The 26,693-nt window shown below is 66.4% G+C and carries 24 protein-coding genes; 16 read left to right on the top strand and 8 right to left on the bottom strand.

Annotated elements, in window-relative coordinates; all coding sequences use genetic code 11:
- Positions 1–17: 17 nt before the first annotated feature.
- The 5 genes from E0W60_RS02670 (at position 18) to yddG (ending at position 6,162) form a co-directional block, all read left to right on the top strand.
- A complete protein-coding gene (locus tag E0W60_RS02670) occupies positions 18–1,073 on the top strand; it encodes a Bug family tripartite tricarboxylate transporter substrate binding protein (protein ID WP_135702934.1) in 1,056 nt (351 codons plus the stop codon).
- A gap of 47 nt (positions 1,074–1,120) precedes the next feature.
- Positions 1,121–2,452 (top strand): DUF1254 domain-containing protein, encoded by a 1,332-nt coding sequence (locus E0W60_RS02665; RefSeq protein ID WP_135702933.1) that lies wholly within the window; start codon positions 1,121–1,123, stop codon positions 2,450–2,452.
- 13 nt (positions 2,453–2,465) lie between these two features.
- Positions 2,466–3,824 carry a DUF1254 domain-containing protein gene (locus E0W60_RS02660; protein WP_135702932.1) on the top strand — a complete coding sequence of 453 codons (1,359 nt, stop codon included), beginning with the start codon at positions 2,466–2,468 and terminating at the stop codon, positions 3,822–3,824.
- Positions 3,825–3,826: 2 nt separating this feature from the next.
- Positions 3,827–4,828: a tripartite tricarboxylate transporter substrate binding protein gene (locus tag E0W60_RS02655; RefSeq protein WP_135702931.1), complete on the top strand. Its 1,002-nt coding sequence runs from the start codon at positions 3,827–3,829 to the stop codon at positions 4,826–4,828.
- A 389-nt stretch (positions 4,829–5,217) separates the two neighbouring features.
- On the top strand, positions 5,218–6,162 hold the full coding sequence (yddG, locus tag E0W60_RS02645; RefSeq protein ID WP_135703955.1) for an aromatic amino acid DMT transporter YddG: 945 nt from the start codon (positions 5,218–5,220) through the stop codon (positions 6,160–6,162).
- A gap of 166 nt (positions 6,163–6,328) precedes the next feature.
- Here the strand turns inward: yddG and E0W60_RS02640 are convergent, their stop codons facing one another.
- Complete coding sequence (locus tag E0W60_RS02640) at positions 6,329–7,099, bottom strand: IclR family transcriptional regulator (RefSeq protein WP_133094370.1); 771 nt, start codon at positions 7,097–7,099, stop codon at positions 6,329–6,331.
- A gap of 108 nt (positions 7,100–7,207) precedes the next feature.
- Between E0W60_RS02640 and E0W60_RS02635 the strand changes: the two genes are divergently transcribed.
- The 9 genes from E0W60_RS02635 to fdhE all read left to right on the top strand — a co-directional run bounded on the left by E0W60_RS02635 (position 7,208) and on the right by fdhE (position 17,696).
- Positions 7,208–8,185, top strand: coding sequence for a Bug family tripartite tricarboxylate transporter substrate binding protein (locus tag E0W60_RS02635; protein WP_135702929.1), 978 nt, complete (start codon positions 7,208–7,210; stop codon positions 8,183–8,185).
- Positions 8,186–8,230: 45 nt separating this feature from the next.
- Positions 8,231–8,914: an RraA family protein gene (locus E0W60_RS02630; RefSeq protein WP_135702928.1), complete on the top strand. Its 684-nt coding sequence runs from the start codon at positions 8,231–8,233 to the stop codon at positions 8,912–8,914.
- Positions 8,914–9,858, top strand: a complete 945-nt coding sequence (locus tag E0W60_RS02625; RefSeq protein WP_135702927.1) for an NAD(P)-dependent oxidoreductase — start codon at positions 8,914–8,916, stop codon at positions 9,856–9,858. The genes E0W60_RS02630 and E0W60_RS02625 overlap by 1 nt, the downstream gene beginning before the upstream one ends.
- 43 nt (positions 9,859–9,901) lie before the next feature.
- Positions 9,902–10,882 (top strand): Bug family tripartite tricarboxylate transporter substrate binding protein, encoded by a 981-nt coding sequence (locus E0W60_RS02620; RefSeq protein WP_135702926.1) that lies wholly within the window; start codon positions 9,902–9,904, stop codon positions 10,880–10,882.
- 42 nt (positions 10,883–10,924) lie between these two features.
- Entirely contained in the window at positions 10,925–11,845 is a 921-nt protein-coding gene (locus tag E0W60_RS02615; RefSeq protein ID WP_135702925.1) for an SMP-30/gluconolactonase/LRE family protein, read from the top strand.
- A 329-nt stretch (positions 11,846–12,174) separates the two neighbouring features.
- Positions 12,175–15,264, top strand: a complete 3,090-nt coding sequence (fdnG, locus tag E0W60_RS02610) for a formate dehydrogenase-N subunit alpha (RefSeq protein ID WP_135702924.1) — start codon at positions 12,175–12,177, stop codon at positions 15,262–15,264.
- Positions 15,261–16,151 (top strand): formate dehydrogenase subunit beta, encoded by an 891-nt coding sequence (gene fdxH / locus E0W60_RS02605; RefSeq protein WP_135702923.1) that lies wholly within the window; start codon positions 15,261–15,263, stop codon positions 16,149–16,151. Before fdnG ends, fdxH begins: the two co-directional genes overlap by 4 nt.
- A 13-nt stretch (positions 16,152–16,164) precedes the next feature.
- A complete protein-coding gene (locus E0W60_RS02600; protein ID WP_135702922.1) occupies positions 16,165–16,830 on the top strand; it encodes a formate dehydrogenase subunit gamma in 666 nt (221 codons plus the stop codon).
- Positions 16,827–17,696, top strand: a complete 870-nt coding sequence (fdhE, locus tag E0W60_RS02595; protein WP_135702921.1) for a formate dehydrogenase accessory protein FdhE — start codon at positions 16,827–16,829, stop codon at positions 17,694–17,696. Before E0W60_RS02600 ends, fdhE begins: the two co-directional genes overlap by 4 nt.
- 171 nt (positions 17,697–17,867) lie before the next feature.
- On the opposite strand, the gene E0W60_RS02590 is transcribed toward fdhE, so the two are convergent.
- From E0W60_RS02590 to E0W60_RS02570, 5 genes are all read right to left on the bottom strand, one after another.
- On the bottom strand, positions 17,868–18,134 hold the full coding sequence (locus E0W60_RS02590) for an enoyl-CoA hydratase-related protein (RefSeq protein WP_431189863.1): 267 nt from the start codon (positions 18,132–18,134) through the stop codon (positions 17,868–17,870).
- Between the two features lie 109 nt (positions 18,135–18,243).
- The gene (gene bktB / locus E0W60_RS02585) at positions 18,244–19,428 is read right to left on the bottom strand and encodes a beta-ketothiolase BktB (RefSeq protein ID WP_135702920.1); all 1,185 of its coding nucleotides are present in this window, start codon (positions 19,426–19,428) and stop codon (positions 18,244–18,246) included.
- A gap of 35 nt (positions 19,429–19,463) precedes the next feature.
- A complete protein-coding gene (locus E0W60_RS02580; RefSeq protein ID WP_135702919.1) occupies positions 19,464–20,318 on the bottom strand; it encodes a 3-hydroxybutyryl-CoA dehydrogenase in 855 nt (284 codons plus the stop codon).
- A 420-nt stretch (positions 20,319–20,738) separates the two neighbouring features.
- Positions 20,739–21,635: a polysaccharide deacetylase family protein gene (locus tag E0W60_RS02575; protein WP_218959532.1), complete on the bottom strand. Its 897-nt coding sequence runs from the start codon at positions 21,633–21,635 to the stop codon at positions 20,739–20,741.
- Entirely contained in the window at positions 21,632–22,522 is an 891-nt protein-coding gene (locus E0W60_RS02570; RefSeq protein ID WP_135702918.1) for a GNAT family N-acetyltransferase, read from the bottom strand. The genes E0W60_RS02575 and E0W60_RS02570 overlap by 4 nt, the downstream gene beginning before the upstream one ends.
- A 344-nt stretch (positions 22,523–22,866) precedes the next feature.
- Between E0W60_RS02570 and E0W60_RS02565 the strand changes: the two genes are divergently transcribed.
- The gene (locus tag E0W60_RS02565) at positions 22,867–23,052 is read left to right on the top strand and encodes a hypothetical protein (protein ID WP_135702917.1); all 186 of its coding nucleotides are present in this window, start codon (positions 22,867–22,869) and stop codon (positions 23,050–23,052) included.
- A 233-nt stretch (positions 23,053–23,285) separates the two neighbouring features.
- Complete coding sequence (locus E0W60_RS02560) at positions 23,286–24,173, top strand: EamA family transporter (protein ID WP_133094385.1); 888 nt, start codon at positions 23,286–23,288, stop codon at positions 24,171–24,173.
- Between the two features lie 19 nt (positions 24,174–24,192).
- Here the strand turns inward: E0W60_RS02560 and E0W60_RS02555 are convergent, their stop codons facing one another.
- Positions 24,193–24,885, bottom strand: a complete 693-nt coding sequence (locus tag E0W60_RS02555; protein ID WP_133094386.1) for a GntR family transcriptional regulator — start codon at positions 24,883–24,885, stop codon at positions 24,193–24,195.
- Positions 24,886–25,036: 151 nt separating this feature from the next.
- Positions 25,037–26,638 (bottom strand): glucan biosynthesis protein, encoded by a 1,602-nt coding sequence (locus E0W60_RS02550; protein ID WP_135702916.1) that lies wholly within the window; start codon positions 26,636–26,638, stop codon positions 25,037–25,039.
- Positions 26,639–26,693: the final 55 nt, after the last annotated feature.

The following is a 26,693-nucleotide window of genomic DNA, read 5'->3' as shown; positions in this document are numbered from 1 at the left end:
CAAGACTGGAGACAAGCATGCAAAGGCACAAGCACTTGCCGGCGCGGCGCATCGCGCTGCGCGCGCTGGGCGCACTCGGCGCGCTCGCCGTGGCGCTCTGCGGGGTGGTATCCCCCGCGCACGCCGGCCCCAATCCCGGCCCCAATCCCGGCCCCAATCCCGGCCCCAATCCCGGCACCTATCCCGACAAGCCGATCCGGCTGGTAGTGCCGTTCCCGCCGGGCGGCGGCACCGATGTGGTCGGCCGGCTGCTGGCGGCGGGCCTGTCGAAGGAACTCGGCAAGACCGTGGTGGTGGAGAACGTAGCCGGCGCCACCGGCACCATCGGCTCCGCACAGGTCGCGCGCGCCGCGCCGGACGGCTACACGCTGGTGCTTGGCATCTCCGCCACGCATGCGATCGCACCAGCCATTTTCCCGAAACTGCCCTACGACCCGCTGCGCGACTTCGTGCCCGTCAGCCGGCTCTTCTACGGCGGCAACGTGCTGATCGCCGGCCCCGGCTTTACCGGCCGCGACCTGCCCGCGCTGATCGCCGCGGCCAGGCGCCCCGGTGCCGACCTGACCTACGGCTCGTGGGGCAACGGCTCCGGCGGCCATCTCGCCGGCGAAAGCCTCAACGTGCTGGGCGGCATCCGCCTGCGCCACATCCCCTATAAGGGCGTCAGCCCGATGCTGACCGACGTGATGGGCGGCACGCTGCCCGTGGCCATGTCCGACCTTGCCGGCACGCTGCCGCTGATCCGCAGCGGCAAGGTGAGGGCGCTGGCGGTTACCGGCTCCGAGCGTTCGCCGGCGCTGCCCGACGTGCCGACCTTTACCGAGGCCGGCGTGGCGTTCGGCGTGGACAGCTGGTTCGCGCTGTTCGCCCCCGCGCGCACGCCGGCCGAGATCGTCGACAAGCTTGAGCGCGCCACCGTCGCCGTCATGCGCGATCCCGCCATCAAGGCGCAGGCCGACGCGTTCGGCATGCGCTACAGCCCCCAGCCGCGCAGCGCCTTTGCCGCGCAGATGCGCAGCGATGTGCCAGCCTGGGCCACGCTGGTCAAGTCGAGCGGCGCGGCACAGGAATGAGCCGCACGCGTTCCCACAATTTCCGCCTATTTTTCCCGGAGCCCTGCATGAACCATCCCGCGCCACAGTTCTTCTCCGCACCCGTCTACAGCTCCAGCCAGGAAGCGCTGGTCGCCGCCGCCGCCATACCGCTGGCGATCTACGGCTATCCGCTGGTCGAAACGATCCGTACCTGCAAGCTGCAGACCGCAGTCAGCGAGGCCACCGGCTATGGCCGCGCCCCGGTCAACACGCTGTCGGCGAGCGAGCGCCAGTGGACGCATGAAGACCGCGACGTCGTCACGCCCGCCAATGACCTGCTGTATTTCTGCGGCTGGGCCAACCTGGCCGACGGGGCGGTCACGCTGCGCGTGCCGCCGCTGCCGAAGTGCGACCAACAGCGCGACCGCTACTACGTGGTGGAGCTGCTCGATGCCTGGACCAACAACTTCGAGAACCTGGGCCCGCGCACCGTGCCGGCCGAAGGCGGCACGGTGACGCTGGTCGGCCCCGGCCAGCACGCTGAAGGCGAGCATGTCGTGGCCTGTCCGACCTCGCTGGTATGGCTGCTGGGGCGCGTGCTGGTGCAGGGTCCTGACGACCTGGCCGCGGCCCATGCATTCGAAAGCGGCTTCGCGCTCGAGGCGCCGGGCAAGCCCATGCCGCAATGCGTGCGCGACTGGCGCGATACCGGCAACGAGGCGCTCGATTTCTTCCAGAACCTGTTCAATGCGTTGCGCGAGTACCCGCCCGCCGAGCGCGAGCTGGGCGCGTTCACGCTGCTGCGCAAGGCCGGCCTGAAGCTGGAGGGCGAGGTCGACGTCACGGCATTGCGCGCGGAAGTCCGCGCCGGCCTGGAGAACGCGTATCGCCAGGCCATGCAGCTGATCGAGGCGCATACGCGCAGCCAGGGCCGCAAGAGCTGGGGCTACAGCCTGAAGCTCGGCGTCTATGGCGACGACTGGCTGCAGCGCGCCTGCACCGCGATGAAGGGCCTGGGCGCGTTGCGCGCCGACGAAGCCATCTACGCGATGGCCGATTTCGATGCCGACAGCGAGCCCCTGCATGGGGCGCAGGCATACGAACTGAGCTTCCCGCCCGGCATGCTGCCGCCGGCGCAGGCGTTCTGGTCGGTCTCGCTGTACGGTGAGGGCCGCTTCTTCAGCGCCAACGAGATCGGCCGCTACGCCGTGGGAGACCGCACGCCCGGCTTGCGCATGGAGCCCGACGGCAGCCTGGTCATCCCGATCTCGCACCGGCGGCCGGAACAGGCCGAACAGGCCGACAACTGGCTGCCCGCTCCCGCGGGCCCGTTCTACCTGATCCTGCGCCTGTACCATCCCGCGCCGGCCTTTATCGCGGGCGAGTACCGCATTCCGCCGGTGCGCCGGGTTGCCTGAGGAGCGAGATTCCATGACAAAATCCGCCGATTCATCCGCCGATTCTTTCGCCGGTTCCCGACTGCCCGCGCTGGCCCGCGAGGCAGTGCTGTACACGCTGCCGCTCTACGAAATGGCGCGCATGCGCGCCGCCACCTGCCCGCGCCGCCGCCGTGAAGGCGCCTTTGCCGACGCGCGCCCCGACGGCACGCTGCGCTGGGTCAACCAGTTCTTCCACACGCGCCAGCTGCTCGGGCCGCAGCACCGGCAGGTGGTCACGCCCAACAACGACACGCTGTACAGCAACGCCTGGCTCGACCTGTCGCAGGGACCGCTGCTGCTGGAGGTGCCGGACAGCGCCGGCCGCTACTACGTGCTAGGGCTGCTCGATTTCTATACCAACCCGTTCGCCTACATCGGCAGTCGCACCACCGGCACGCAGGCCGGGCGCTTCCTGCTGCACGGTCCCGGCTGGCAGGGCGAAGCCCCGGCTGGCGCCACCGCCATCGCCTGTCCGACCGATGCGGTGTGGCTGCTGGGCCGGCTGCTGGTGGACGGCCCGGACGACCTGCCCGCGGTGCATGCGCTGCAGGACCGCTTCCGGCTGACGCTGCCGGACGGCGGCGACGCGGTGCGCGCGTACGATGTCGGCATGCAGCCCAACGAACACCTCGGCGCGTCGCCGCAGCAGGTGCGGCGCTATGCCGACGTGGTGAACCGCGCGCTGCGCGAGAACCCGCCGCCAGCAGACGAGGCGGCGACAGTGCAGGCCTTCGCCGCGCTCGGCCTCGGTGCCGCGAGCGAGGGCGTGCCGCTGAAGGAAACGCAGGTGGCGCTGCTGGCCGCTGCCATGGAGCAGGTGCTGGCCGAACTGGCCCGGCCGATGCCTTCCGCGCTGGGCGGCGGCTGGAACCTGCCGGTCGAGATCGGCGCGTCGTTCGGCACGCGCTATGCCGAGCGCGCGCAGGTGGCGCGCAACTACATCGGCGCGCTCGGCATGGAAGAGGCCATGTACATCATCGCCGATTGCGATGCGCACGGCCGCCCGCTCGACGGGAACGAGCCGCACGAGCTGGCGTTCCCCGCCGGCCAGCTGCCGCAGGTGGGCGCGTTCTGGTCGCTGACCATGTACGACAAGGGCGACTGCATGCTGGTGGAGAACCCGATCGCCCGCTATTCGCTGGGCGACCGCTCGCCGAGCCTGCGCTACGAGCCGGACGGCAGCCTGCGCCTGCACCTGGGCGCCGCGGCCCCACGCGACGCGGCGCGCCACGGCAACTGGCTGCCGGCGCCGGCAGGGCCCTTCTACGTGGCGCTGCGGCTGTACGTGCCGGGCGCGGCGCACCTTGGCAAGACCTTTTCGTATCCGGGGATCCAGGCCGTGGAGGCATGACGATGACTGCTGACAAGATATCGCGCAGGGACCTGCTGGCACGCATGCGCGACGTGATGCTGCTGGGCGCGGCGCCCGCGCTGGCGCCGCTGTCCGCGCTGGCGCAGGCGTATCCGGCGCGCACCGTGCGGCTGATCTCGCCGTATGGCCCCGGCGGGTCCAATGACACCTCGGCGCGGCTGCTGGCCGAAGCGCTGAGCCGCAAGTATGGCCAGCAGTTCGTGGTCGAGAACAAGCCGGGCGCCGGCACCCGGGTCGCCAACGAAACGCTGGCGCGCGCCGCCCCCGACGGCTACACGCTGCTGTGGGCCGCCGCGCCGTTTGCCATCAATACGGCGGCCGGGCTGCCGCAGCAATACGACATCCACAAGGATTTCGTCGCGGTCGGGCCGCGCGTGCTCGGCCCGGTGTTCCTGATCGTCAAGGCGGATTCGCCGGCGCGCTCGGTCGCGGATTTCGTCAAGCTGGCGCGCGCGAAAGCGGACGGCGTGACCTTTGCCTCGCCCGGCGCCGGGTCGGGGCCGCACCTGACGGCGGAACTGTTCGGCGCACAGGCGAAGTTCAAGGTGCTGAACGTGCACTACCGCGGCGATGCCACCGCCTACACCGAGCTGCTGGCCGGCCGGGTGGATGCCACGCTGACCGCCATCACGACGGCGCTGCCGTTTATCAAGGCGGGCAAGCTGCGGGTGCTGGCGGTTGCGTCGGAGCAGCGCACGCCGGTCTATCCCGATGCGCCCACGTTAGTCGAGCAGGGCTGTCCCGGCGTGACCGGCTACGGCTGGTTCGGCCTGATGGCGCCAGCCGGGACGCCCGCGGCGATCGTGCGCCAGCTCAACCAGGATGCCAGCGCGGTGCTGTCCGACGCGGATATGCGCAGCAAGCTGGCGGCGCTGGGATTGCAGCCCGAGCCGGGCGACAGTGCCGGATTTGCGCGGTTCATCGATGCGGAAGTGCGCAAGTGGGCCGCGGTGATCAAGGGCAATGGCGTGGTGCTGGAGTAGCGGCATGCACGCCACATGCGGGCGTGCATGTGGCGAGCCTGTTGCGTCCAGATGCGCGAGTGGAAGATGGGTAATCGCCCCGATCCGGACCATCGGATCGGTGCGCTGGTCAGCGAAGCCCATTTCGGTCCTTTCGGTCACGACTTTCCAGAGCGTGGACGAAGCCATCGCGCTGGCCCCATCTGGATCGACGTATCGGACCGGTCGGGCCACAGCTGAGTGACATGGCGAGCCATGCCCCGGGTCCCGTCCGGGACCGGGCATGGCGCTCGCGCGATGCCCGGTCGCGCCGCAACACACGTATCATGCGCGACTCGCCGGAGTCCGCTCCCGCATTTTTTCCTCCCATCGTCCCTCATGAGGTCATCCGTTCAATGCAAGCAGGTGTCATCCGAAGCAAGCGTCAGGCAACACTCATCGGGCTGATCGCGATCCTGTTATGGAGTTCGATCGTCGGCCTGATTCGTGGCGTCAGCGAAAGCCTTGGCGCAACCGGCGGCGCGGCCATGATGTATTCCGTTGCCTCGGCCTTGCTCTGGCTGACTGTCGGCTTCGTCAAGCCAGGTGAATTTCCCCGGCGCTACCTCATCTGGGGAAGCCTCCTGTTCGTTTCCTATGAGCTGTGCCTGTCCCTGTCCATTGGCTATGCCAACAGCGGCAGGCAGGCCATCGAGGTCGGCATGGTCAACTACCTGTGGCCGAGCTTTACCATGTTGTGCGCCATTGCATTCAACGGCCAGAAATCGAACCTGCTGGTCGTTCCCGGATTTGCGATTGCCGTCCTTGGCATTTGCCGGGTGCTTGGCGGCGACCAGGGACTGGACTTCGCCGGGATGGCGGCAAATATCCAGGACAACCCGCTCAGCTACGGGCTGGCCTTTGCGGGCGCCATGATCTGGGCGGCCTATTGCACCGTGACCAGCCGCATCGCCGGCGGCAAGAATGGCGTCACGCTGTTCTTCATGCTGACGGCGCTGGCGCTGTGGATCAAGTACTTCACCGGCGACGGCGGGGCAATGGTGTTCAGCTATGAGGCCATCCTGTACCTGGCGCTGGCAGCCTCCGCGATGGGGTTTGGCTACGCTGCCTGGAACGTCGGCATCCTGCACGGCAATGTCACGGTACTTGCCGGCGCCTCCTATTTCATCCCGGTCCTTTCCGCCGCGCTGGCGGCCATGCTGTTGCGCACGCCGCTGTCGATCGCATTCTGGAAGGGCGCATCCATGGTCTGCGCCGGCTCCATCCTGTGTTGGCTCGCTACGCGCGGGCAACGTGCCAGGGCACCGGCTTCGCCGGAACCGGGCGCAGCGCACGAGCGCGCCCACGGGCAGTGAAATCCATTCAATAACAGGACAAGAATATTGTTGTGCGTGTTGAGGCGCAGGCATTCGCGCAGGGCTCGGTGACCTTGTACGGGGTCTCCTCGAACCGGAACCAGCTGCTGCTGCGCACCGGGATCCGGCACTTCTTCTGAGCCGGTAATCCGTCGGGTCCTGCGCGTCAGGGATGCCAGGTCGACGGCTTTTCCAGCTGCATGGCGGGCCGCTGGCTGCCTGCCATCGCATACGACAGCTTGTTCGCGGCGTCGACCACGGTCTGCGCCAGCTCGAGCAACCGCGCTTCGCTGAGCCGGGAAGTCGGTCCCGAAATGCACATCGAGCCCAGCAGGCGCCAGTGCAATCCGAACACCGGCGCGGAGACGCTGGAGACCTCGGGTTCGCGCTCGCCGAGCGACAGGTGGAATCCGCGGCGCCGGATCATTTCATAGGGCTCGCCCGGCTCTCCCGAGAACGCCAATATGACCCGGCCGGGCGAGCCGCTGTCCAGCGGCAGTGCCGCGCCGATCCTGACGTGATGGCGGATGGCCTGCGGCCCTTCGACCCGGAGCAGGCAGGTGCGCTGCTGACCCTCGCGGATGTAGAACGAAGCGCTTTCGCCGGTCCGGATCGTCAGTTCCCGCAGGACCGGCTCCACCACTTCCTGCACATTGAACGTTGCCTGGTAGCACGCGCCCAGCCATCCCGCGGCGCGCCCCAGCCGCCAGTTGCCGTCTTCCTTCTGCACCAGGTAGTTGTCCGCCGCCAGCGTCCGGGCCAGCCGCAGCACGGTGGTCTTGTGGATGCCGGTGCGCCGGCTCAGTTCGGCCAGCGACAGGTGCGGGTCATTGACCCCGAAGGCTTCCAGCACGCGTAACGCGCGCGTCACCGCAATCACGGCGCTCGGCCCCTCATCGCCGGTTGAGGCGACCTGTGTATCACTTTTCCGGTTCATGACGCGAAATGCGGTGCACGGTATGAAACGGCATTGTATGACGTGAAACGGTCGACCACAATCCAATCACAACGAAGCCTCACAACGAAACCAGATTCGGAGACACCAATGAAGGCAATATCCCGTCGCGGCCTCCTGGCCATTGCAGGCATCCTGTTGGCATCCGCCACGGCTCATGCCGCGCCGCAGTATCCGAGCAAGCCCATCAGGGTCATCGTCCCGTTTCCCGCCGGCGGCGGCACCGACATCATCGCGCGGGAAGTGACCACTACCGTCGCCAGGTCGACCGGCTGGGTCTTTGTCGTGGAGAACAAGCCGGGGTCCGGCGGCAACCTCGGCGTGGACGCGGCAGCCAAGGCGCCTGCCGATGGCTACACCATTGCCCTGGGGCAGACCAGCAACCTTGCCATCAATCCCTCGCTGTACGAGCGGCTGCCGTACGACCCGCTGAAGGACCTTGCGCCGATCAGCCTGGTCGCTTCCGCGCCGCTGGTGCTGGTGACGCACGTCAACTCGCCGTACAAGACGATGAAGGACGCAATCCAGTCCGCCAGGGCAAAGCCCGGGTCGCTGAATTTTGCTTCGCCGGGCAATGGCACGGTGGCGCACCTCGGTGGCGAGCAACTGCAAGGCACCGCGAAAGTGAAGTTCACCCATGTGCCGTACAAGGGCGCGGCACAGGCGGTCAATGACCTGATGGGCGGGCAAGTCGACCTGTACATGGCGTCCGTGCCGACGCTGCTCGGGCATATCAAGAACAACAAGCTGCGGCCGCTCGCGGTGACCTCATCGAAGCGCCTGCAAGACCTGCCCCAGGTGCCAACCGTTGCCGAGTCGGGCTATCCCGGCTTCGAGACGGCGACCTGGTTCGGCTTCGTCGCGCCTGCCGCGACACCGAAGGAAATCGTGATGCGCCTGAATACCGAGTTCAACAAGGCGCTCAAATCCCCGGCACTCGCCAGCAAGCTGAACGAACAAGGGGCATCGGTGCTCGGCGGCACACCCGAAGCATTCACCGCGCTGATCAAGCAGGACATCGGACGCTGGGCGGCGGTCATCAAAGCCTCCGGCACAAAGCTGGATTGAGCGGCACCGTATCCAACCATTTCTCAAATTTCGCTGGAGTTCGTCATGGCTTTGCCCAACATCATCAAATCGTTCGATCGCGTACCCGCTGACATCATCGCGCGCGCCGCCAGGTTCCAGCCCGCTATCCTGTCGGATGTCGGCGGACGCCGCGGCGCCCTGCACGGCCGGATCAAGGCCCTGCGCCCGACCATGAAAGTCGCCGGTCCGGCATTCACTGTCGAAGTCCGTCCGGGCGACAACCTGATGATCCACGCAGCCCTGGCGCTTGCGCAGCCCGGCGACGTGCTGGTTGTGGACGGCAAGGGCGACCAGACCTCGGCGCTGATGGGAACCATCATGATGCATGCCGCCCGCCAGCGCGGCCTGGCGGGTGTGGTCCTCGATGGCGCCGTGCGGGACAGCCTCGAGCTGGACGACATGCAGTTCCCGGTCTTCTCGGTGGGCACGAATCCCAATGGTCCGACCAAGGAAGTCGGCGGCCGCATCGGACACCCGATTTCCGTCGGGGGCGTGACGGTGAACCCGGGCGACTATATCTGCGGCGATGCCGATGGCCTGGTCGTGGTGGAGCGCGAGAAGATCGAGGCCCTGCTCGACGCCGCGGCGAAGAAGGAAGAGGCGGAGGCCAGGCGCATCGAACAGATAAAGGAGGGCAATACCACCGCGCCGTGGCTGCTGGCATCGCTGGTGACCGCCGGCGTCCTGAAAGAGGGAGAAGCATTGTGATGAACCGGCCAGTCATTATCGTCACGGGTGCGGACCTGGCACCGGAAGCCCTGGCGCTGCTGGGCGACTATCAGGTCGTTTTCGCCGGCAGGACACCCCAGACCGCCGACCTCGTCGCGCTGGCAACGAAGCACAATCCTGTCGGCATCATCGTGCGCTATGGCGCCGTGACGGCCGAAGTCATGGACGCGGCCCCCGCCTTGCGGGTGATCTCGAAGCACGGCACCGGAACCGACACCATCGACAAGGCCGCTGCCGAGGCGCGCGGCATCAAGGTGACCGCCGCTGCCGGGGCCAATGCCGCGGCCGTTGCAGAACACGCGCTGGCGCTGATGCTTGCGTGCGCCAAGTCGGTGGTGCAACTGGACGCGCGCATGCATGCCGGCCACTGGGACAAAGCCACGCACAAGAGCCTGGAGCTGAATGGCCTGACCATCGGCCTGATTGGCCTGGGCGCGATCGGGCGGCGGTTCGCCAGAATGTGCGACGCCATCGGCATGCGCGTGATCGGCTTCGACCCGTTTGCCACGGACTTGCCGGACCATATCGAAGCCGTGCTGCTGGAAGAGATCTGGAGACGATCGGATGTCATCTCGCTGCAATGCCCGTTGACGGCCGAGAACAGGGAAATGGTCAATGCCGGCACACTGGCACAGTGCAAGCGTGGCGTGATCCTGATCAACACTGCGCGCGGCGGGTTGATCGACGAAGCGGCGCTGCTCGAAGCCGTCCGCTCGGGCCACGTCGCCGCTGCCGGCCTGGACAGCTTTGCGCGCGAGCCGATGCAGGTGCCGCATGCCTTCCAGGGAGAGCCGGGCTTCGTGCTCAGTCCGCATATCGGTGGCGTGACCAGCGCGGCCTACGTCAATATGGGTGTCGCAGCGGCGAACAATACCCTGGCGGTCCTGCGCAGGCTGGCCGAGCCGGCGCTTGGACCGCACTAGTCGCAGTACTCCCTGACAAGAACGTTCGCAAGATGGAGACAGCATGAAACAGATGAACATCGGAGCTGCGCTGCTCCGGGCGCTGGCACTTGCCGCGCTTGCCGCCATGTCGACGGCGGCGCAAGCCCAGGGGTGGCCAGCCAAGCCGGTCAAGATCGTCGTTCCTTACCCGCCTGGCGGCGCCGTGGACGCCGTCACCCGCAAGATGGCGCAGCGGCTCACCGAGCAGACGGGCCAGAGCTTCTATGTCGAAAACAAGGCAGGCGCGACCGGAACGATCGGCTCGGCCCAGGTTGCGCGCGCCGCGCCGGATGGCTACACGCTGCTCGCCAACGATACGACCTACGCGCTGTTGCCCCACATCTTCAAGTCGCTTCCTTTCGATGCCGCAAAGGACCTGCAACCTGTCGCGGCATACGTGTTCGCCCCGATGGGCGTGGTGGTCAAGGCTGACGGCAAGTACAAGACGCTGGCCGACCTGATTGCCGCGGCGAAGTCCGACGACAAGGTTTCCTACGGGTCGGGCGGGCCGGGCTCGACTCCGCATTTCGCCAGCGAAGCCTTGGGCCTCGCCGCGGGAACGCACTTCATGCATGTGCCATTCAAAGGCGCCGGCGAAGCAACCATCGCGTTGCTGAGCGGTACCGTCGACTTCCAGATGGCTTCTATTCCGGGCGTGATCGGACAGGTCAAGGGTAACAAGCTGGCGGTGCTGGCCGTCAGCGGCACGAAACGCCTGCCCGCGCTGGCCAACGTGCCCACCTTTGCGGAGGCCGGTGTCAAGGGCTACGGTGTCACCAATTTCACCGGCTTGTGGGCGCCCAAGGGCACGCCCGCCGACGTGCTGGAGCGAATCCAGAACGAGGTGTCCAAGGCGATGGCGACGCCGGACATGCAGGCCTATGCTGAAAGTATCGGTGCCGAGCCGGGCTATTGGGATGCCGGCACGTTCAGGACCGAAGTGGCCAGCAGGACCGCCTTCTGGGGGAAGGTTGCACGCGGGACGGGGTTTCAGAAGCAGTAATGGGCGCGCCGCTGCAACAGGACGATCAACAGGTGTCGAGACATGTTTCTACTGAATTCGCCGGTCATACGTGAAGCGTCGTCGTTCTCCAGCCTGCCTGCCCGCTATCGCCACCCGCGGCGAACCGAATGGTCCAGGGCGAACCAGGGAGGGCGCGAAAGCGATTCCTTCCTGGAAGGCCCCGTCTTCGACGATGCCGGCAACCTGTACGTCACCGATATTCCCAATGGCCGGATCTTCAGGATCGACCAGAAGGGCGATTGGGACCTGGTTGCCGAATGGGACGGCGAGCCCAACGGGATGAAATTCCTGAATGCAGGGTCCTTGCTTGTCACGGACTACCGCAACGGGCTGATGGAGGTTGACGTGCGAACGGGTACCGTCCGGCCGTACCTGCCGCGCCGGAATACCGAAAGCTTCAAGGGCGTCAACGACTTGACGCTGGACTCTCAGGGAAACATCTATTTCACGGACCAGGGGCAAACGGGGCTGCATGACCCTAGCGGCCGCGTGTATCGGCTGACTGGCGAAGGGCGCCTCGAACTGCTGCTTTCCAACGTGCCGAGTCCGAACGGCATCGTGCTGTCACCGGACGAGCGCTTCCTGTTCGTTGCCGTCACACGGGGCAACTGCGTCTGGCGCATGCCCTTGCAGGAGGACGGCAGCGTATCCAAGGCCGGGCAGTTCTTTACGTCATATGGTCCCAGCGGGCCGGACGGCCTCGCCATGGATGTCGATGGCCGCCTCCTTGTTGCCAATCCCGGCCTTGCCTATGTCTGGGTGCTCAATCATCGTGCCGAGCCGGTCGAGGTGATCCGTGGCACTGCTGGCCATTCGCTGACCAACGTCGCCTTCGGCGGACCCGATGCAAGCACGCTTTACGTGACCGATTCAACTGCCGGCGAGATTCTGCAGATTGGCATGTCGGTTCCCGGCGTGAGGCACCGGCACCTGGCCGGGTGAGCACCTGAGCGAGCGGACCGCGGCGTCACGGTCGACCGGCCTGGCACGCGCCGGGTTGATGAGGTAGCCGCCGCGCTACTTAAGCAATCTCTTATAGACCGGCAAAGAATCGCTGAATTTACCTTAAGTGAGCGGACGGATATCTTTGGGCGAAAGGCGTTGGTCCTGCCGCACGATTCTCCGGGTCGCTGTGCGCATGCCCACTGCCTTGCGATCAGCATTGCGGCCAAGGCGACGAGTCAGCTCAAGATGTCTCTTGCATCAGCCGCGGAACAATAAGCACAGAGGCTTCGGCGGACACGTCAGCAAGCCCGGCAAGGCGAGGAGACATGACAAGCACCACCAGTATCGGACGCCGGCGGTTCCTCAAGATTCTCGGCGCAGGCCCCGTTGCCGTCACGGCCTCGGCCCTGGGCATGGGTACGGCCTGGGCGCAGGCCCCCGCCGGCGTGCGCCCCTACAAGCTGCTGCGTGCGAAGGAGACGCGCAACAATTGCACCTATTGCTCGGTCGGGTGCGGCCTGCTGATGTATTCGCTCGGTGACGGCGCAAAGAATGCGAAACCCCGCATCTTCCACATCGAGGGGGATCCCGATCATCCGGTCAGCCGTGGCTCGCTCTGCCCCAAGGGCGCGGGGCTGCTGGACATTGTCCATTCAAAGAACCGGCTGCTGTATCCGGAATACCGCGCGCCGGGGTCGAAGGAGTGGGTGCGCATCAGCTGGGACGAAGCGACCAGGCGCATCGCCCGGCTGCTGAAGGACGACCGCGACAAGAACTTCATCGCGCGCAACGAGAAGGGCCAGCTGGTGAACCGCTGGCTGAGCTCGGGCATGCTCGCCTCGTCGGCGGCCTCCAACGAAACGGGGGTGCTCGACTTCAAGTTCGCCCGCTCACTCGGCATGCTGGCGCTGGACTGCCAGGCGCGCCTGTGCCACGGGCCAACGGTTTCGGCGCTGGGGCCGTCCTTCGGCCGCGGCGCGATGACGAACCACTGGGTGGACATCAAGAATGCCAATGTCGTCATGGTCATGGGCGGCAACCCGGCCGAGGCCCACCCGGTCGGCTTCAAATGGGTGATCGAGGCCAAGATCAAAAACAAGGCCAAGGTCATCGTCATCGATCCGCGCTTCAACCGCACGGCCTCGGTTGCCGATATCTTCTCGCCGATCCGGGCGGGGTCGGACACGGCCTTCCTGATGGGCATGGTCAACTGGCTTCTGCAGAACGACAAGATCCAGCATGACTACGTGCGCGCCTACACCAACGCGCCGCTGATCGTGCGCGAGGATTTCGGCTTCGACGAAGGGCTGTTCTCGGGCTTCAATCCCGAAAAGCTCGTCTACGACAAAGCCTCCTGGACCTATGAGCTCGACGCACGGGGAAACGCGAAACGCGATCCCTCGATGCGCCATCCGCGCTGTGTGCTGAACCTGCTGAAGCGGCACGTCTCACGCTACACGCCGGAGAAGGTCGAGGAGATCACCGGCGTCAGGAAGGCCGATTTCCTGCAGATCGCCGAGATCGTCGGCTCGTGCTCGGCGAAGGACAAGACGCTCACCTGGCTTTACGCGCTCGGCTGGACGCACCACACCGGCGGCGCGCAGATCATCCGCGGCGCGGCGATGATCCAGCTGCTGCTGGGCAATGTCGGCATGTCCGGCGGCGGCGTGAATGCGCTGCGCGGCCATTCCAACATCCAGGGCTATACCGACCTGGGCCTGCTGTCGCTGCGGCTGCCGGGCTACATGGACCTGCCCGCCGACAGGCAGCAGACGCTCAGGCAGTTCCTGGCCGATGCCACGCCGAAAGCGATGTTGCCCGACCAGGTGAACTACTGGAAAAACCTGCCGAAGTTTTTCGTCTCGCTGCAGAAAAACCTGTTCGGCAAACATGCCACGGCGGCAAACGACTGGGCCTTTGACCTGCTGCCGAAATGGGACCGCAGCTACGACATGCTGGCCTATTTCGACCTGATGTACGAGGGCAAGGTCAACGGCTACGTGGTCCAGGGGTTCAATCCGCTGGCGGCAATGCCTGACAAGAACAAGTCCTCGGCCGCGCTGTCGAAGCTGAAGTTCCTGGTGGTCATCGACCCGCTGGTGACCGAGACCTCCAACTTCTGGCGCAACGAAGGCAAGTTCAACGACGTCAGGACCGAGGAGATCATGACCGAGGTCTTCAGGCTGCCGTCGAGCTGCTTTGCCGAGGAAGACGGGACCGTCGTGAATTCGGGCCGCTGGCTGCAATGGCACTACGCGGGCCAGCAGCCGCCGGGCGAGGCGCGGCATGATCCGGCCATCCTTGGCGGCATCATGATGGAGCTGCGGCGGCTTTACGAAAAAGAGGGCGGCGCCTGCCCCGAACAGGTGTTGCACATGACCTGGGACGAGGAGACCTATCACGATCCCTGCAGCCCCCATCCCGAGGAAATGGCCAAGGAAGCCAACGGCTACGCGCTGGCGGATGTATTCGACGAGACCGGGAAAAAGATCCTGCGCAAGGGCCAGTTGCTGGATTCGTTCGCGCAACTGCGCGACGACGGCACCACCTCGAGCTACTGCTGGATCTTCACCGGCTCCTGGACCGAGGCCGGCAACCAGATGGCCAGGCGCGACAACACCGACACCGGTCTCGGCAACACGCCGGGCTGGGCCTGGTCCTGGCCCGCGAACCGCCGCATTCTCTACAACCGCGCCTCGATGGACGAGATGGGGAACCCCTGGGACCCCAAGCGCCAGATCCTGCATTGGAACGGCGAGACATGGGTGGGTGCCGACGTGCCCGACTTTCCGCTCACCGCGGCACCCGGCTCACCGATCGGACCTTTCATCATGCTGCCCGAAGGCGTGGGGCGCCTGTTCTCGGCCGGAGGCATGATCGACGGCCCTTTCCCCGAGCATTACGAGCCGGTCGAGAGCCCGATCGGGAAGAACCCGCTGCACGCAAAGGTCACCCACAATCCGACCGCACGCATCTTCCAGAACGATGCGCAGCGCATGGGCAACCGCACCGAGTTTCCCTATGTCGCCACGACCTATTCGATCACGGAATTGTTCCGCCACTGGACCAAGCACTCGCATCTGAACGCCATGCTCCAGCCCGAGCAGTTCGTCGAGATCGGCGAGAAGCTGGCCGCGGACAAGGGCATCGCCCATGGCGACACGGTGAAGATTACGACCAAACGCGGCTACATCACTGCCAAGGCGGTGGTGACCAAGCGCATGCGCACGCTCCAGGTGGCCGGGCAGGCGGTCGAGCAGATCGGCATCCCGTGCCATTGGGGCTTCGAGGGAGCGACGCGCAAGGGCTATCTCGCCAACACGCTTGCGCCTGGCGTTGGCGATGCCAATTCACAGACTCCGGAATTCAAGGCATTCCTCGTAAACATTGAAAAGATGGCGGGAGCACAGGCATGAACTCGCAGAACATCATCCGTCGCTCGGCCTCGTCGGAGCTGACACCGGCCCCTCGGATCCGTGACCATCAGATGCAAGTGGCCAAGCTGATCGACGTATCGACCTGCATCGGCTGCAAGGCGTGCCAGGTCGCCTGCAGCGAATGGAACGACCTGCGCGGCGAGGTGCAGGAGAATGTCGGCGTCTACGACAACCCGCGCGATCTGTCGCCCGACACCTGGACCCTGATGCGCTTTACCGAGCATGAGGACCAGGCGGGGAAGCTGGAATGGCTGATCCGCAAGGACGGCTGCATGCATTGCGAGGACCCCGGCTGCCTGAAGGCCTGCCCGGTGCCCGGCGCCATCGTGCAGTATGCGAACGGCATCGTCGACTTCCAGTCCGACCTGTGCATCGGCTGCGGCTATTGCGTGGCCGGCTGCCCCTTCGACGTGCCGCGCATTTCCAAGAAGGACAACAAGGCCTACAAGTGCACGCTGTGCTCGGACCGCGTCTCGGTCGGGCAGGAGCCTGCGTGCGTCAAGACCTGCCCGACCGGCGCCATCAGCTTCGGCTCGAAGGCAGAGATGCAGTCCCTCGCGGCCGAGCGCGTGGCCGAATTGAACGAGCGCGGCTTTGCCAAGGCGGGACTGTATGACCCGGCGGGGGTCGGCGGCACCCACGTGATGTACGTGCTGCAGCATGCCGATGACCCCAAGCGCTACGCGGGCTTGCCGAAGGACCCGAAGATCAGCACGGTCGTTTCGGGCTGGAAGGATGGCCTGCAACCTGGCGCGGCCGTCGTTGGCGCGGCGGCGGTCGTGGGCATGGCGGCGCATTTCATGGCGGTCGGCCCCAACACCACCGAATCGGATGGGCACCATGGCCCGGATGATGGCGCAGCATAGGCGGAGAGCGGAGATGGCGACCAACAACGATAGGATCTTGCGCACGAAGTTCGCCGAACGGCTGTGCCACTGGGCGATGGTGTTCTGCTTCTTCCTCGCTGCGGTTTCGGGTATCTCGTGGTTCTTCCCGATGGTGAGCTGGATGAGCGGATTCCTTGGCACGCCGCAGATGGCGCGGCTGCTCCACCCGTTCCTCGGCATCGCGGTTTTCGTTGGCCTTTGCTACATGTTCGTGCGCTTTGTGGGCTACAACATGCCCGCGCGCACCGACGCGATCTGGTTCCGCCGCGTCCGGGACGTGCTCCTGAACCGGCATGGTGGCGAACCGCTGCGGATAGGCAAGTACAACGCCGGCCAGAAGGTCTTGTTCTGGCTCATCATGGCTTCGATACTGGCCCTTCTGATCACCGGGCTGATCATGTGGCGCGCCTATTTCGCCGAGTATTTCCCGATTCCCGTGCTCCGCCTGGCGATCCTGGCCCATTCCGTCGCAGGGATCGGCCTGATCCTGCTGATTGTGGGGCACATCTATCTGGCCCTCTGGGTCCGCGGTTCGATCACTGGTATGGTGACGGGCTATGTTTCACGGGCCTGGGCCAGGCAGCACCATGACCGCTGGTATGGCGAGGTGAAGGCGAAAGAGGCGAAAGAGGTGGAAGCGAAGGGCCGTCGGTCATGAGCCCGCATCCGATGCCGCCAGGCGGGCTGCCATCGGGCGAGGCATCCCGGAATTTCGCGCCGCAGATCCAGCCAGACCTTGCCGGTCTTTACGGCCGCCGCGCCGCGCGCCTGCGCACGCTGGCCGAAGGCCACGATCACGCCGATTACCTGCGCTTGGCCGCCCGCGTGGCCGAGGTGCAGGCATCGCTTGTGCCCGAAGCCGGCGGATCCGGACCGGCAGGCGCCAGGGCCATTCTGCAGCAGGGGCATCTAGGTTTTCTGCTTGACCGGTTGATTGAGCGGCTTGCGCCCGATGTCCCCGCCCCGGTCGCCACGCATCTAGCGGTGCTGCGCGGCCTTCCGGACGAGGAGCGCCTCGGCGCGGCCCAGGCGCTGACCCTGGGTCGCTTCGACGCCGTCCCGGCGGCGATCGCGCCCTTCCTTTGGGCCGCGCTCTCGCTGCAACGCGCCAGCGCCGTGCGCGCCGCGCCCGTGCCCGTGCCCGGCTGTGGCCCTGCCGAGCACGCGTCTTGCCCGGCCTGCGGCAGTGCGCCTGTAGCAAGCCTGATCCTGACCGGCGATCGCCAGGGCTTGCGCTATCTGCATTGCGCGCTCTGCGAGAGCGCCTGGCACATGGTGCGGGCGAAATGCACCAACTGTGGTGCCGCTGCGGACCTTGACTACCTCAGCTTCGACACCGCCGAAGCCACGGTGCGCGCCGAATGCTGCGGCGTGTGTCACGGATACCTGAAAGTCATCTCACTGGAACGCGACCGGCAAGCCGAGGCCGTCGCCGATGATCTTGCCACGCTGGCCCTGGACCATGCCGTAACGGCGGAGGGCTATCAGCGCACCGGGTTCAATCCCTTCGCACTGCCGGCATGAGGACGGGATGCTGCCCGCTTTTTTAGCGGGCTTGTGCGGCGTCGGTGTCCGCGGTGGCGTCGCCCTCGGCGCCGTCAAGGTGCACATCGGCCATGCCGCCATTGATCCCGGGCTATGGGGGGACGCAACGGCTGCCACGGCTGGTGGGTACGACGCGGGCGCTGGATCTGATTACCTGAAGCGGGCGCACTCCGCCAGTACGGCTGCAGCCGTTGCCATGCCGGCGTCCTCGAAGCCATCGATGGCGATCTTCGAGAACGCCTGCAGGAAGTAGGCCGACTTCGCCGCAACCACGACATCGCAGGCCAGCGCGAGCGACGCGCCGCCACCCGCAGCCAGGCCGTTGACAGCCGCAACGCTCGGGACTGGCAGGCTTTGCAGCTTCATGACAAGAGGCTTGAAGTACCGCTCGACGTGAGCGCCGATATCGACGATCACGGCCGCGTGCGCGGACGCGTTGCCGCGCACCCTGAATCAAGCTGCAGACCTGCCAAAGGACCTGGATCGCCTTGACATCTTGATCGGCAATCCAGGCGCAAGTCGAACCTCAGACGCGTTCGAAGATCGCGGCAATGCCCTGCCCGCCGCCGATGCACATCGTCACCAGCGCGTAGCGGCCTTGCACCCGTTGCAGCTCGTACAGCGCCTTGACCGTGATCAGCGCGCCGGTGGCGCCGATCGGGTGGCCCAGCGAGATGCCCGAGCCATTCGGGTTGACCTTGGCCGGGTCCAGGCCCAGCGCCTTGGTCACGGCGCAAGCCTGCGCGGCGAAGGCCTCGTTGGCTTCGATCACGTCCAGGTCCGACACCTGCAGGCCGGCGCGTTCCAGCGCGATCTTCGTCGCCGGCACCGGGCCGATGCCCATGGTCTTCGGATCGACGCCGGCATGGCCGTACGAGACCAGGCGCGCCAGCGGCTTCAGGCCGCGGCGCTCGGCCTCGGCGCGCTCCATCATCACCACTGCGGCGGCGGCATCGTTCAGGCCCGAGGCATTGCCGGCCGTGACGGTGCCGTTTTCCTTGGCGAACACCGGCTTGAGCTTGGTCATGTCGTCCATGGTCGCGTCATGGCGCACGTGCTCGTCGGTGTCGAACGTCACATCGCCCTTGCGGCCCTTGCTCACCACCGGGACGATCTGGTCCCTGAAATAGCCGGCCTTGATCGCGGCGGACGCGCGGCGGTGCGATTCCAGCGCGGCTTCGTCCTGCTGCGCACGCGAAATGTCGTATTCCCTGGCCACGTTCTCGGCCGTGACACCCATGTGGATGCGGTGGAACGGGTCGTGCAGCGCGCCCAGCATCATGTCGACCAGGCCGGCGTCGCCCATGCGGGCGCCCCAGCGGGCCGCGGGCGCCAGGTACGGGGCGCGGCTCATGCTTTCGGCACCGCCGCCGATGGCGACGTTGGCATCGCCCAGCAGGATGGTCTGCGCGGCGCTGACGATGGCCTGCAGGCCCGAGCCGCACAGGCGGTTCACGGTCAGCGCGGGCGCGTTGATCGAAACCCCGCCGTTGACCGCGGCAACGCGGCCCAGGTACATGTCGCGCGGCTCGGTCTGGATCACGTTGCCGAACACCACGTGGCCGACGTCGTCGCCGGATACCTGCGCGCGGGCCAGCGCCTCGCGCACCACCAGCGCGCCCAGTTCGGCCGGCGCCACGTCCTTCAGGCTGCCGCCAAAGGTCCCGATCGCGGTACGGACACCGCTCACCACTACGACTTCACGCGTCATGCTCTAAATCTCCAATAGAAGGGGGCAAGTAACGATTACTTGCTGTAGACGTACACGCCGCGGCCGGTCTTGCGGCCCAGGTAGCCGGCAGCCACCATCTCGCGCATCAGCATTGCCGGACGGTACTTCGGATCGGCGAATTCGGTGTACAGCACTTCCATCACGGCCAGCATGGTGTCCAGGCCGATCATGTCGGCCAGCGCCAGCGGGCCGATCGGGTGGTTGCAGCCCAGCTTCATGCCTTCGTCGATCTCTTCGGGCGAGGCCAGGCCTTCGCCCAGCACGCAGAAGGCTTCATTGATCATCGGGCACAGGATGCGGTTGACGACGAAGCCCGGGCTGTTCTTGACCGTGATCGGGTACTTGCCCAGTTCCTTCGCCAGCGCTTCCACGGCGGCGTGGGTGGCGTCGCTGGTCTGCAGGCCGCGGATCAGTTCGACCAGGGCCATCACCGGCACCGGGTTGAAGAAGTGCATGCCGATAAAGCGGCCGGCGCGCGAGGTCACCGCGGCCAGCTTGGTGATCGAGATCGACGAGGTGTTGGACGCGATGATCACGTTCTCGCCGACGATGCCGTCGATCTGCCTGAGGATCTTGACCTTCAGGTCGTAGTTCTCGGTGGCGGCCTCGATCACGATGTCGGTGGCCTTGAGGTCGTCATACGACGTGCTGCCCTGGATGCGCGCCAGCGCATCGGCCTTCTGCGCCTCGGTCAGCTTTTCCTTCTTGATCAGCCGGTCCAGGCTGCCCGCCACGGTGGCCACGCCCTTCTGCACCGCGGCGTCGCTGATGTCGACCATCACCACGTTCAGGCCGGCCACTGCGCAGGCCTGGGCGATGCCATTGCCCATGGTGCCGGCACCGACGATGCCTACTGTCTTGATTGCCATGTCTTAACGCCTTAGGGTTTGAGAGTTTTGAAGTGTCTGGTGGAGTTGAGGCCATGGAGCTGCGGGCACAGCCCAGCCTGTCAACATAGCGTGCGATCGCAGTCACCGGATCGGGCGCTGCCTGGATGGCACGCACAGATTGCATGCAGGACGCCGTCGCGGACGTCGAAGCCGATGGAGGGCGGCACGGAATAAGCTGACGCAGGCCGCCGGCGGTCGCTATGTCTGGTGATCGTAGCGCCGCGGGGAGCGTTCGACACTACCCGAACCTGCCCATTCGTTGACAATTTCTGCCGCTTTTCCCGCAATGCGAAGCCGATTGCAACTGAGGCAGCCGGACGTCTGCCTTCAGTTTTGTCAGCCGATCAGGGGCAGGCACTTGCCAGGGCGCGTCGGTAGCCCGCCCGACCAGGAGCCACGCTACGCCGGATGCTCGGTCAGCCAGTGCCTGGCGATGTCTTCCCGGCGGCAGATCCACACGGCGTCATGGCCGCGTACGTCGTCAAGGAAGCGTGCCAGCGCCATGGCGCGCGCCGGATGGCCGCTGATGCGGGGATGCAGACCGACGCTCATCATCTTCGGCGCGCGCGCCCCCTCGTGCCACAACTGGTCAAATGCATCCCGCAGCGAGCGGTAGAAATCTTGCCCCGAGGCAAAGCCGTCAGGCAGCAGATAGCGCGCGTCGTTGTTGACCAGCGTATACGGGATTGCCAGCAGCGGTGGGGCGCTGCAGAGCCAGTACGGCAGGTCATCGTTGTAGGCATCCGAGCTGTAAAGGAACCCGCCTTCCTCATGGACCAGGCGCCGCGTGTTGGCGCTGACCCGCCCGGTGTACCAGCCTACCGGCCGCCTGCCGCAGGTGCGTTCGATTGCCGCGATGGTCAGGCGGATATGGCGCCGCTCCTCATCTTCCGGGACGTCCCGATAATCGATCCAGCGATAGCCATGCCCTGCAACCTCGTGTCCTGCCGCACTCAGTGCCTGTCCGATCCGCGGATTGAGCTCCAGCGCGCGACCGGCCGCGAACGCGGTCAGCGGCAGGCCGCGCTCGGCGAACAGATCCAGCAACCGCCAGACGCCGGCACGCGCTCCATACTCGTACATGCTTTCGACGCTCCAGTCGCGCCCGGCCTCACGCGGCGGCCGTCCGGGCAGTTCGTGCAGGTACGCTTCGGAGCGCATATCGCCGTTGAGGATGCACGATTCCGCGCCTTCCTCGATGTTCAGCACGAACTGCACCGCCACGCGCGAGCCGCCGGGCCAGCGTGGATGGGGCGGGGAGCCGCCGTAGCCGGCGAGGTCGCGTGCCTGCATCATCCCAGCTCGAAGGTAGTAATGCCGAAGATGCGCTTGTGCACCAGGCCCGGCGCAGGCCCCAGATACATGCGCGCGCAGCCGAAGACTTCCGCCATGCCGTGCCGATGGGCCAGCGCCATGGCCGCGGGGTGGTTTTCCGGGACATCGAGGAACAACGGGCCACCCGACGCAAAGGCGGCCAGGCGTTCGTAAAGCGCTTCGGCCGCTTCGGCGTCGTCGGCAAACAGCGGCCCGATCTTGCAGCCTTCCCCGCACCGGCGCACCACGCCGAATCCGCCCAGCCGTCCCTGTCGCAGACAACCGAGCGCAAGCCCATCCTCCTGCCGGATCCATCCGCGCAGGAAGGTCTCGCGCGCGGCGGGAAAGCACGTGCGGTCGTATGCCAGCACGTCGTCGAAGGGCACCGCTTCCAGCGGGACGATCACGTCATCCGGGCGCGACGCGTCCGGCGAGAGGGGCGATTGGGGCGGGCTATCCGGTACCTCGGCACGAAAGCGCAGATTGCGATGGGAGAAAACGAAGCCACCCCTGGCGTAGTAATCCTGCATCGCGAAAACGCCATCCAGCCCGATGGTGGCTCCGGGCCGCAGGCGGGCAATCAGCCGGTCTCGGCGCGCATGCCACAGCGCGTTGCCCAGTCCCCGGCCGCGAAAGGCCGGACGGACGATAAAGAAACCCATAAAGCCGAACGCGCCGCCGTAGGACGTGATCGCGCCGCCGCCGATCAGCTCCCCATCCAGCTCGGCTGCGATGAAAGCATCCGGATCCGTGGCCCAGAACAGCGCCGCGTCGTGAAGGCCGGGGTTCCACCCCTCGGTTGCCGCCCAGCCGATCAGTTGATCAAGCTCGGCGCGCGTCATGTTCCGAATCACCAGGTCGCCTGACATCGCAATCTGCTCCGTTGGCCGAGTCGCGGACTGCCGTTGCCGCGGCAGTCGCACCTCGTCACTTCAGGTCTATGTGTCTGGATGATAAGGCGCGTTCTCCGCTGTGGGAGCAACGGGTGGCAGTCCCTCGGTCGATGGGTGACCGGTAAAGCATGCGCCAGTCTTTTTAGTGACTTGGCTAGCCCAGTGTGTCCAAAAGGCCGCCTGCGGGCGGCCGCCTCCGTTGTGCCGTTGCTTTCCCGCATACGCACTATTACCTAATGCTGCGTTGCGACAATTCCTTTGCTACAATTCGGGAAAACCCCATGAGGGTAATCCCGCAGCAACAAGCAAGGAAGGAAGCCATGAACACCCAATCCGATATCAAGCTGACCGATCAACTGGAACGCGACCTCATCGAGCGCGAGCTCGGCAAGCAAAGCCTGGGCTTCGTGCATGACGCCAAGCGCGCCATCGCCGCGGTGCAGGAAGTCATCGCGCGCCTGCAGTCGCAAGCCCGCAAGGCCAAGGTCGTCTACGCCAACGGCTAAGCAGTTTCCAGCGGTATTGCAGTACCCGCGGCCCTGGTGGCTGCGTTGTAGAACCGGCCAGACGCGCGCCCGCCACGGGCAAGACGCGGCCGGTTTTGTTTTGCCTGCTCGCTTTACGCAAGGCAGGTCGACGTGCCTTGTGAGCAACTCTGACAAGGCTTGCCAGACCTTTTCGTTTTGTCGTGGCGCGGCCAAAGGCTATCTTGGATGCCTTTGCAGAACCGTCCGCGACCATGCCCCCGCTTGTCCTTATGTGCCTGCTGATCACTTACGTGGTCTGGGGTACGACCTATCTGGCGATCCGCTTTACGCTGGAGAGCTTTCCGCCGCTGTTCATGACGGGTACGCGCTTTCTATGCGCGGGCCTGCTGCTGGCCGCCTGGCTGGCGTGGCGCGGCACGCCGATGCCGTCGTGGCGGCAGCTGCGCAACTGCGCGGTGCCGGCGCTGTTCCTGCTGGTAGGCGGCATGGGATTGACCGCGATGGCCGAGCAGACCATCTCGTCGGGCGCGACCACGGTAATGATCGGCTCGATGCCGATCTTTGCGCTGATCTGGGCGGCCTGCTTCGGCCAGCGCCCCAAGTGGTACGAGTATGTGGCGATTGCGATCGGCAGCGCGGGCATCGTGGTGCTGACCGCGGGGGCGGAATTCCGCGTCAGCGCGGGTGGCGTGGTGGCGCTGATGCTGGCGGTGGCGAGCTGGTCGTTCGGCTCGCAGCTGGTGCGCCGGCTCGAACTGCCGCAGGGCGCGGCGGCCTTTGCCGCGGAGATGCTGATCGGCGGGGTGGTGCTGATGGTGCTGTCGGCGCTGCGGCAGGAGCCATGGCCGGTGTCGCTGGGGTCGATCAGCGCGCAGGCCGGCTGGGCCTGGGTCTACCTGGTGGTGGCGGGCTCGCTGGTGGCGTTCTCTGCCTATATGTACCTGGTGGCGACGGTCGGCCAGACGCTGTCGACGAGCTATGTCTACGTCAATCCGCCGGTGGCGCTGGCGATGGGCGCCTGGCTGGGCGGCGAGGTGATCGCGCCGCAGACGCTGTACGCGGTGGTGCTGATCCTGCTTGCCCTGGCGGTGCTGAGCGTCGGCACGCTGCGCACGGCGCGGGCGCAGGCGGCTGCCTGAAGCGCCCTGGCCCGCAAGCTCAGCTGCCGGACTGCTCCTGGATCCAAAGCGACAGCCTCACCTTGTAGGCCTGCTGGATATGGCGCCGGGCAATCTGCTCGGCCTGCGCCGGATCACGCTTTTCCAGCGCTTCGACCAGGGCGGTGTGCTCTTCATAGGAGCTGCGCGCGCGGCCGGGCACCGCCAGCGTGGTGCGCCCCAGCAGCGCCATCGATTCGTGCAGCGAGCGCAGGTTCTTCAGCAGGTAGCGGTTGTGGGCGCAGCGGTGCAGGGTTTCGTGGAACAGCCGGTTGTTCTGCGCGAGCCGGTCCGGATCGTCGGCGAACGCGAGGTCGCGCTCGACGATATCGCGCAGCAGCGAAATCTCCACATCGGTGGCATGGCGTGCGGCCAGCGCCGCGGCGGTGCCTTCCAGCACCTCGCGCATCACGTACAGCTCGCTGACCATGCTGGCGTCGAGCTGCGTCACCATCATGCCCCGGTTGGGCTCGTTGACCACCAGGCCTTCCGATTCCAGCCGCGACAGCGCTTCGCGCACCGGGGTGCGCGACAAGCCCAGCGATTCCGCCAGTTCCACTTCGCGCAGCCGGGTGCCGGGAGATAGCTGCCCCGCCTGGATGGCGGCGCGCAGTTGCTGGTAGGCACGCTCCGAGCGCGGGAGCGATGCAGCCTGGCCGCCTTCGGCGGCACCGGCAAACTCTTGAGAAATCATGTGAGGCTGGCTGGTGCGGTTTGACTGTCGTAGCCAGCCATCATACCCGCTCAAGCGCGCCTGACATCACGGCGCCGCAATATCCTGCAAAGCGGCGCCGGCTGGCGGCTGCGCCGGGGGCGGGCTTTTGACTGGGGCTTACGACGGAGGCTTACGCCTGGGGCGGGTGGTACTGGTACAGCCATGTCTCGGACAGCGGCTTGCCGTCCAGGCGCAGGAACAGGCGGATGTCGACCGGCCCCTTGCCATCGGTGGTCAGGTCGAACTGGGCGCGCCAGTGGCCGGGCACGTTGTTGGGCACGGCTTCGGTGAAGACATAGGAGAAGGTGCCGCGCGAAGCGGTCAGCACGGCTTCGGGCTTGACGCCGAACGGCAGCTTTTCCAGCGGCGCGCCCTTGAACTCGACCATGAACTTGCGCACGCCCTTGGGCCTCGGCTGGCCGGGCTGGCCGCCGTTGCCCAGGCGCGTGGCCACGCAGCGCGCCAGCGGCGACGGGTTCGGTTCGTCGGCCTGCCAGTGCAGGCGGTAGCGCAGGCGGTAGGTGGCGCCGGCCTTGGCGGGCGCCTTGGGCACCCACATGGCGACGATGTTGTCGTGGATCTCGTCGTCGGTGCGCAGCTCGACCAGTTGCACGGCACCCGCACCCCAGCCGTCGCGCGGCTCGACCCACAGACTCGGGCGGCGTTCGTAGTTGACGCCGTCCTGGTAGTGGTCGAACAGGCGGTCGCGCTGCAGCAGGCCGAAACCCTTGGGGTTGTCGTCGGAGAATGCCGATGCCGTGGTCTGGGGCGGGTTGTTGAGCGGGCGCCAGATATGCTCGCCGGCGCCGTTCCAGATGGCCAGGCCGTCGGAGTCGTGGACTTCCGGGCGCCAGTCGGTGATGCCCTTGATGCTTTCCGAGAACCAGTACATCGAGGTCAGCGGTGCCAGTCCCAGCCGCGCGACGTCCTTGCGCAGGAACAGCGCGCATTCCACGTCCATGATCACGGCCTTGGCGCGCTGCATCACGAAGCGGTAGGCGCCGGAGATGCTGGGGCCGTCGAGCAGGGCGTAGACCGTGACGGTATCGCCGTTGCCTTCCGGGGTCTCGAACCAGAAATGGGTGAAGGCGGGGAATTCCTCGGGCTTCCCGGCCTCGGCCACGTCGATGGCGATGCCGCGCGCCGACAGCCCGTACTGGTACAGGTCGCCGATGGCGCGGAAGTAGGAGGCGCCCAGGAAGGCGACCCAGTCGTTCTTGCGCCAGTCGCGCGTCTTCTGGTCGCCGAGGCGGCTTTCCTGGAAACGGAAGCCCGCGAAGCCGCTGCCGGGCGGCAGCTTGTGCGCGGGGCTGTCGGCCGGCATGTCGAAGTAGGCATCGTCATAGACGATCTCGCGCGCGCGCCCGCCGCCGCCCTTGGCGCGCTCGATCACATGCATGCGCACCGGGGTGCGGAAGTAGGTGCCGAGGTGGAAGAAGGTGACGGGGAACTGGCCCGGGCCGTTGGCAAACAGCGCATCGTCGGTGCGGAACCGGATCTTGCCGTGGGCATCGTAGTCGATGCGCGACAGCACGTCCGCAGGCGGCGAGGGCGGGGGCGCATAGGGCTTGGCAGCCAGCGCGCGCGCCCGCTCGATCAGGGCGTCGAAGCCGAACGGCTGCGCCTCGCCGAGCTTGATCCGGCTGGCCGCCAGCACCGATGGGGTAATGCCCAGCGCGGCCAGGGCGGCTGAGGCGGTGGCGGAGACCAGCAGGGTTCGGCGGTTCATCATGTGGCGAAAGCGTCCTTTTTTTGTCCGAGGGTTGAGCAGAACTCTAAAAGACGGC

Source organism: Cupriavidus oxalaticus (assembly GCF_004768545.1).
GTDB classification, from domain to species: Bacteria; Pseudomonadota; Gammaproteobacteria; order Burkholderiales; family Burkholderiaceae; genus Cupriavidus; species Cupriavidus oxalaticus_A.
Note: the sequence above shows the minus strand (reverse complement) of the source record. Positions and strands in the feature narration are given on the sequence as shown.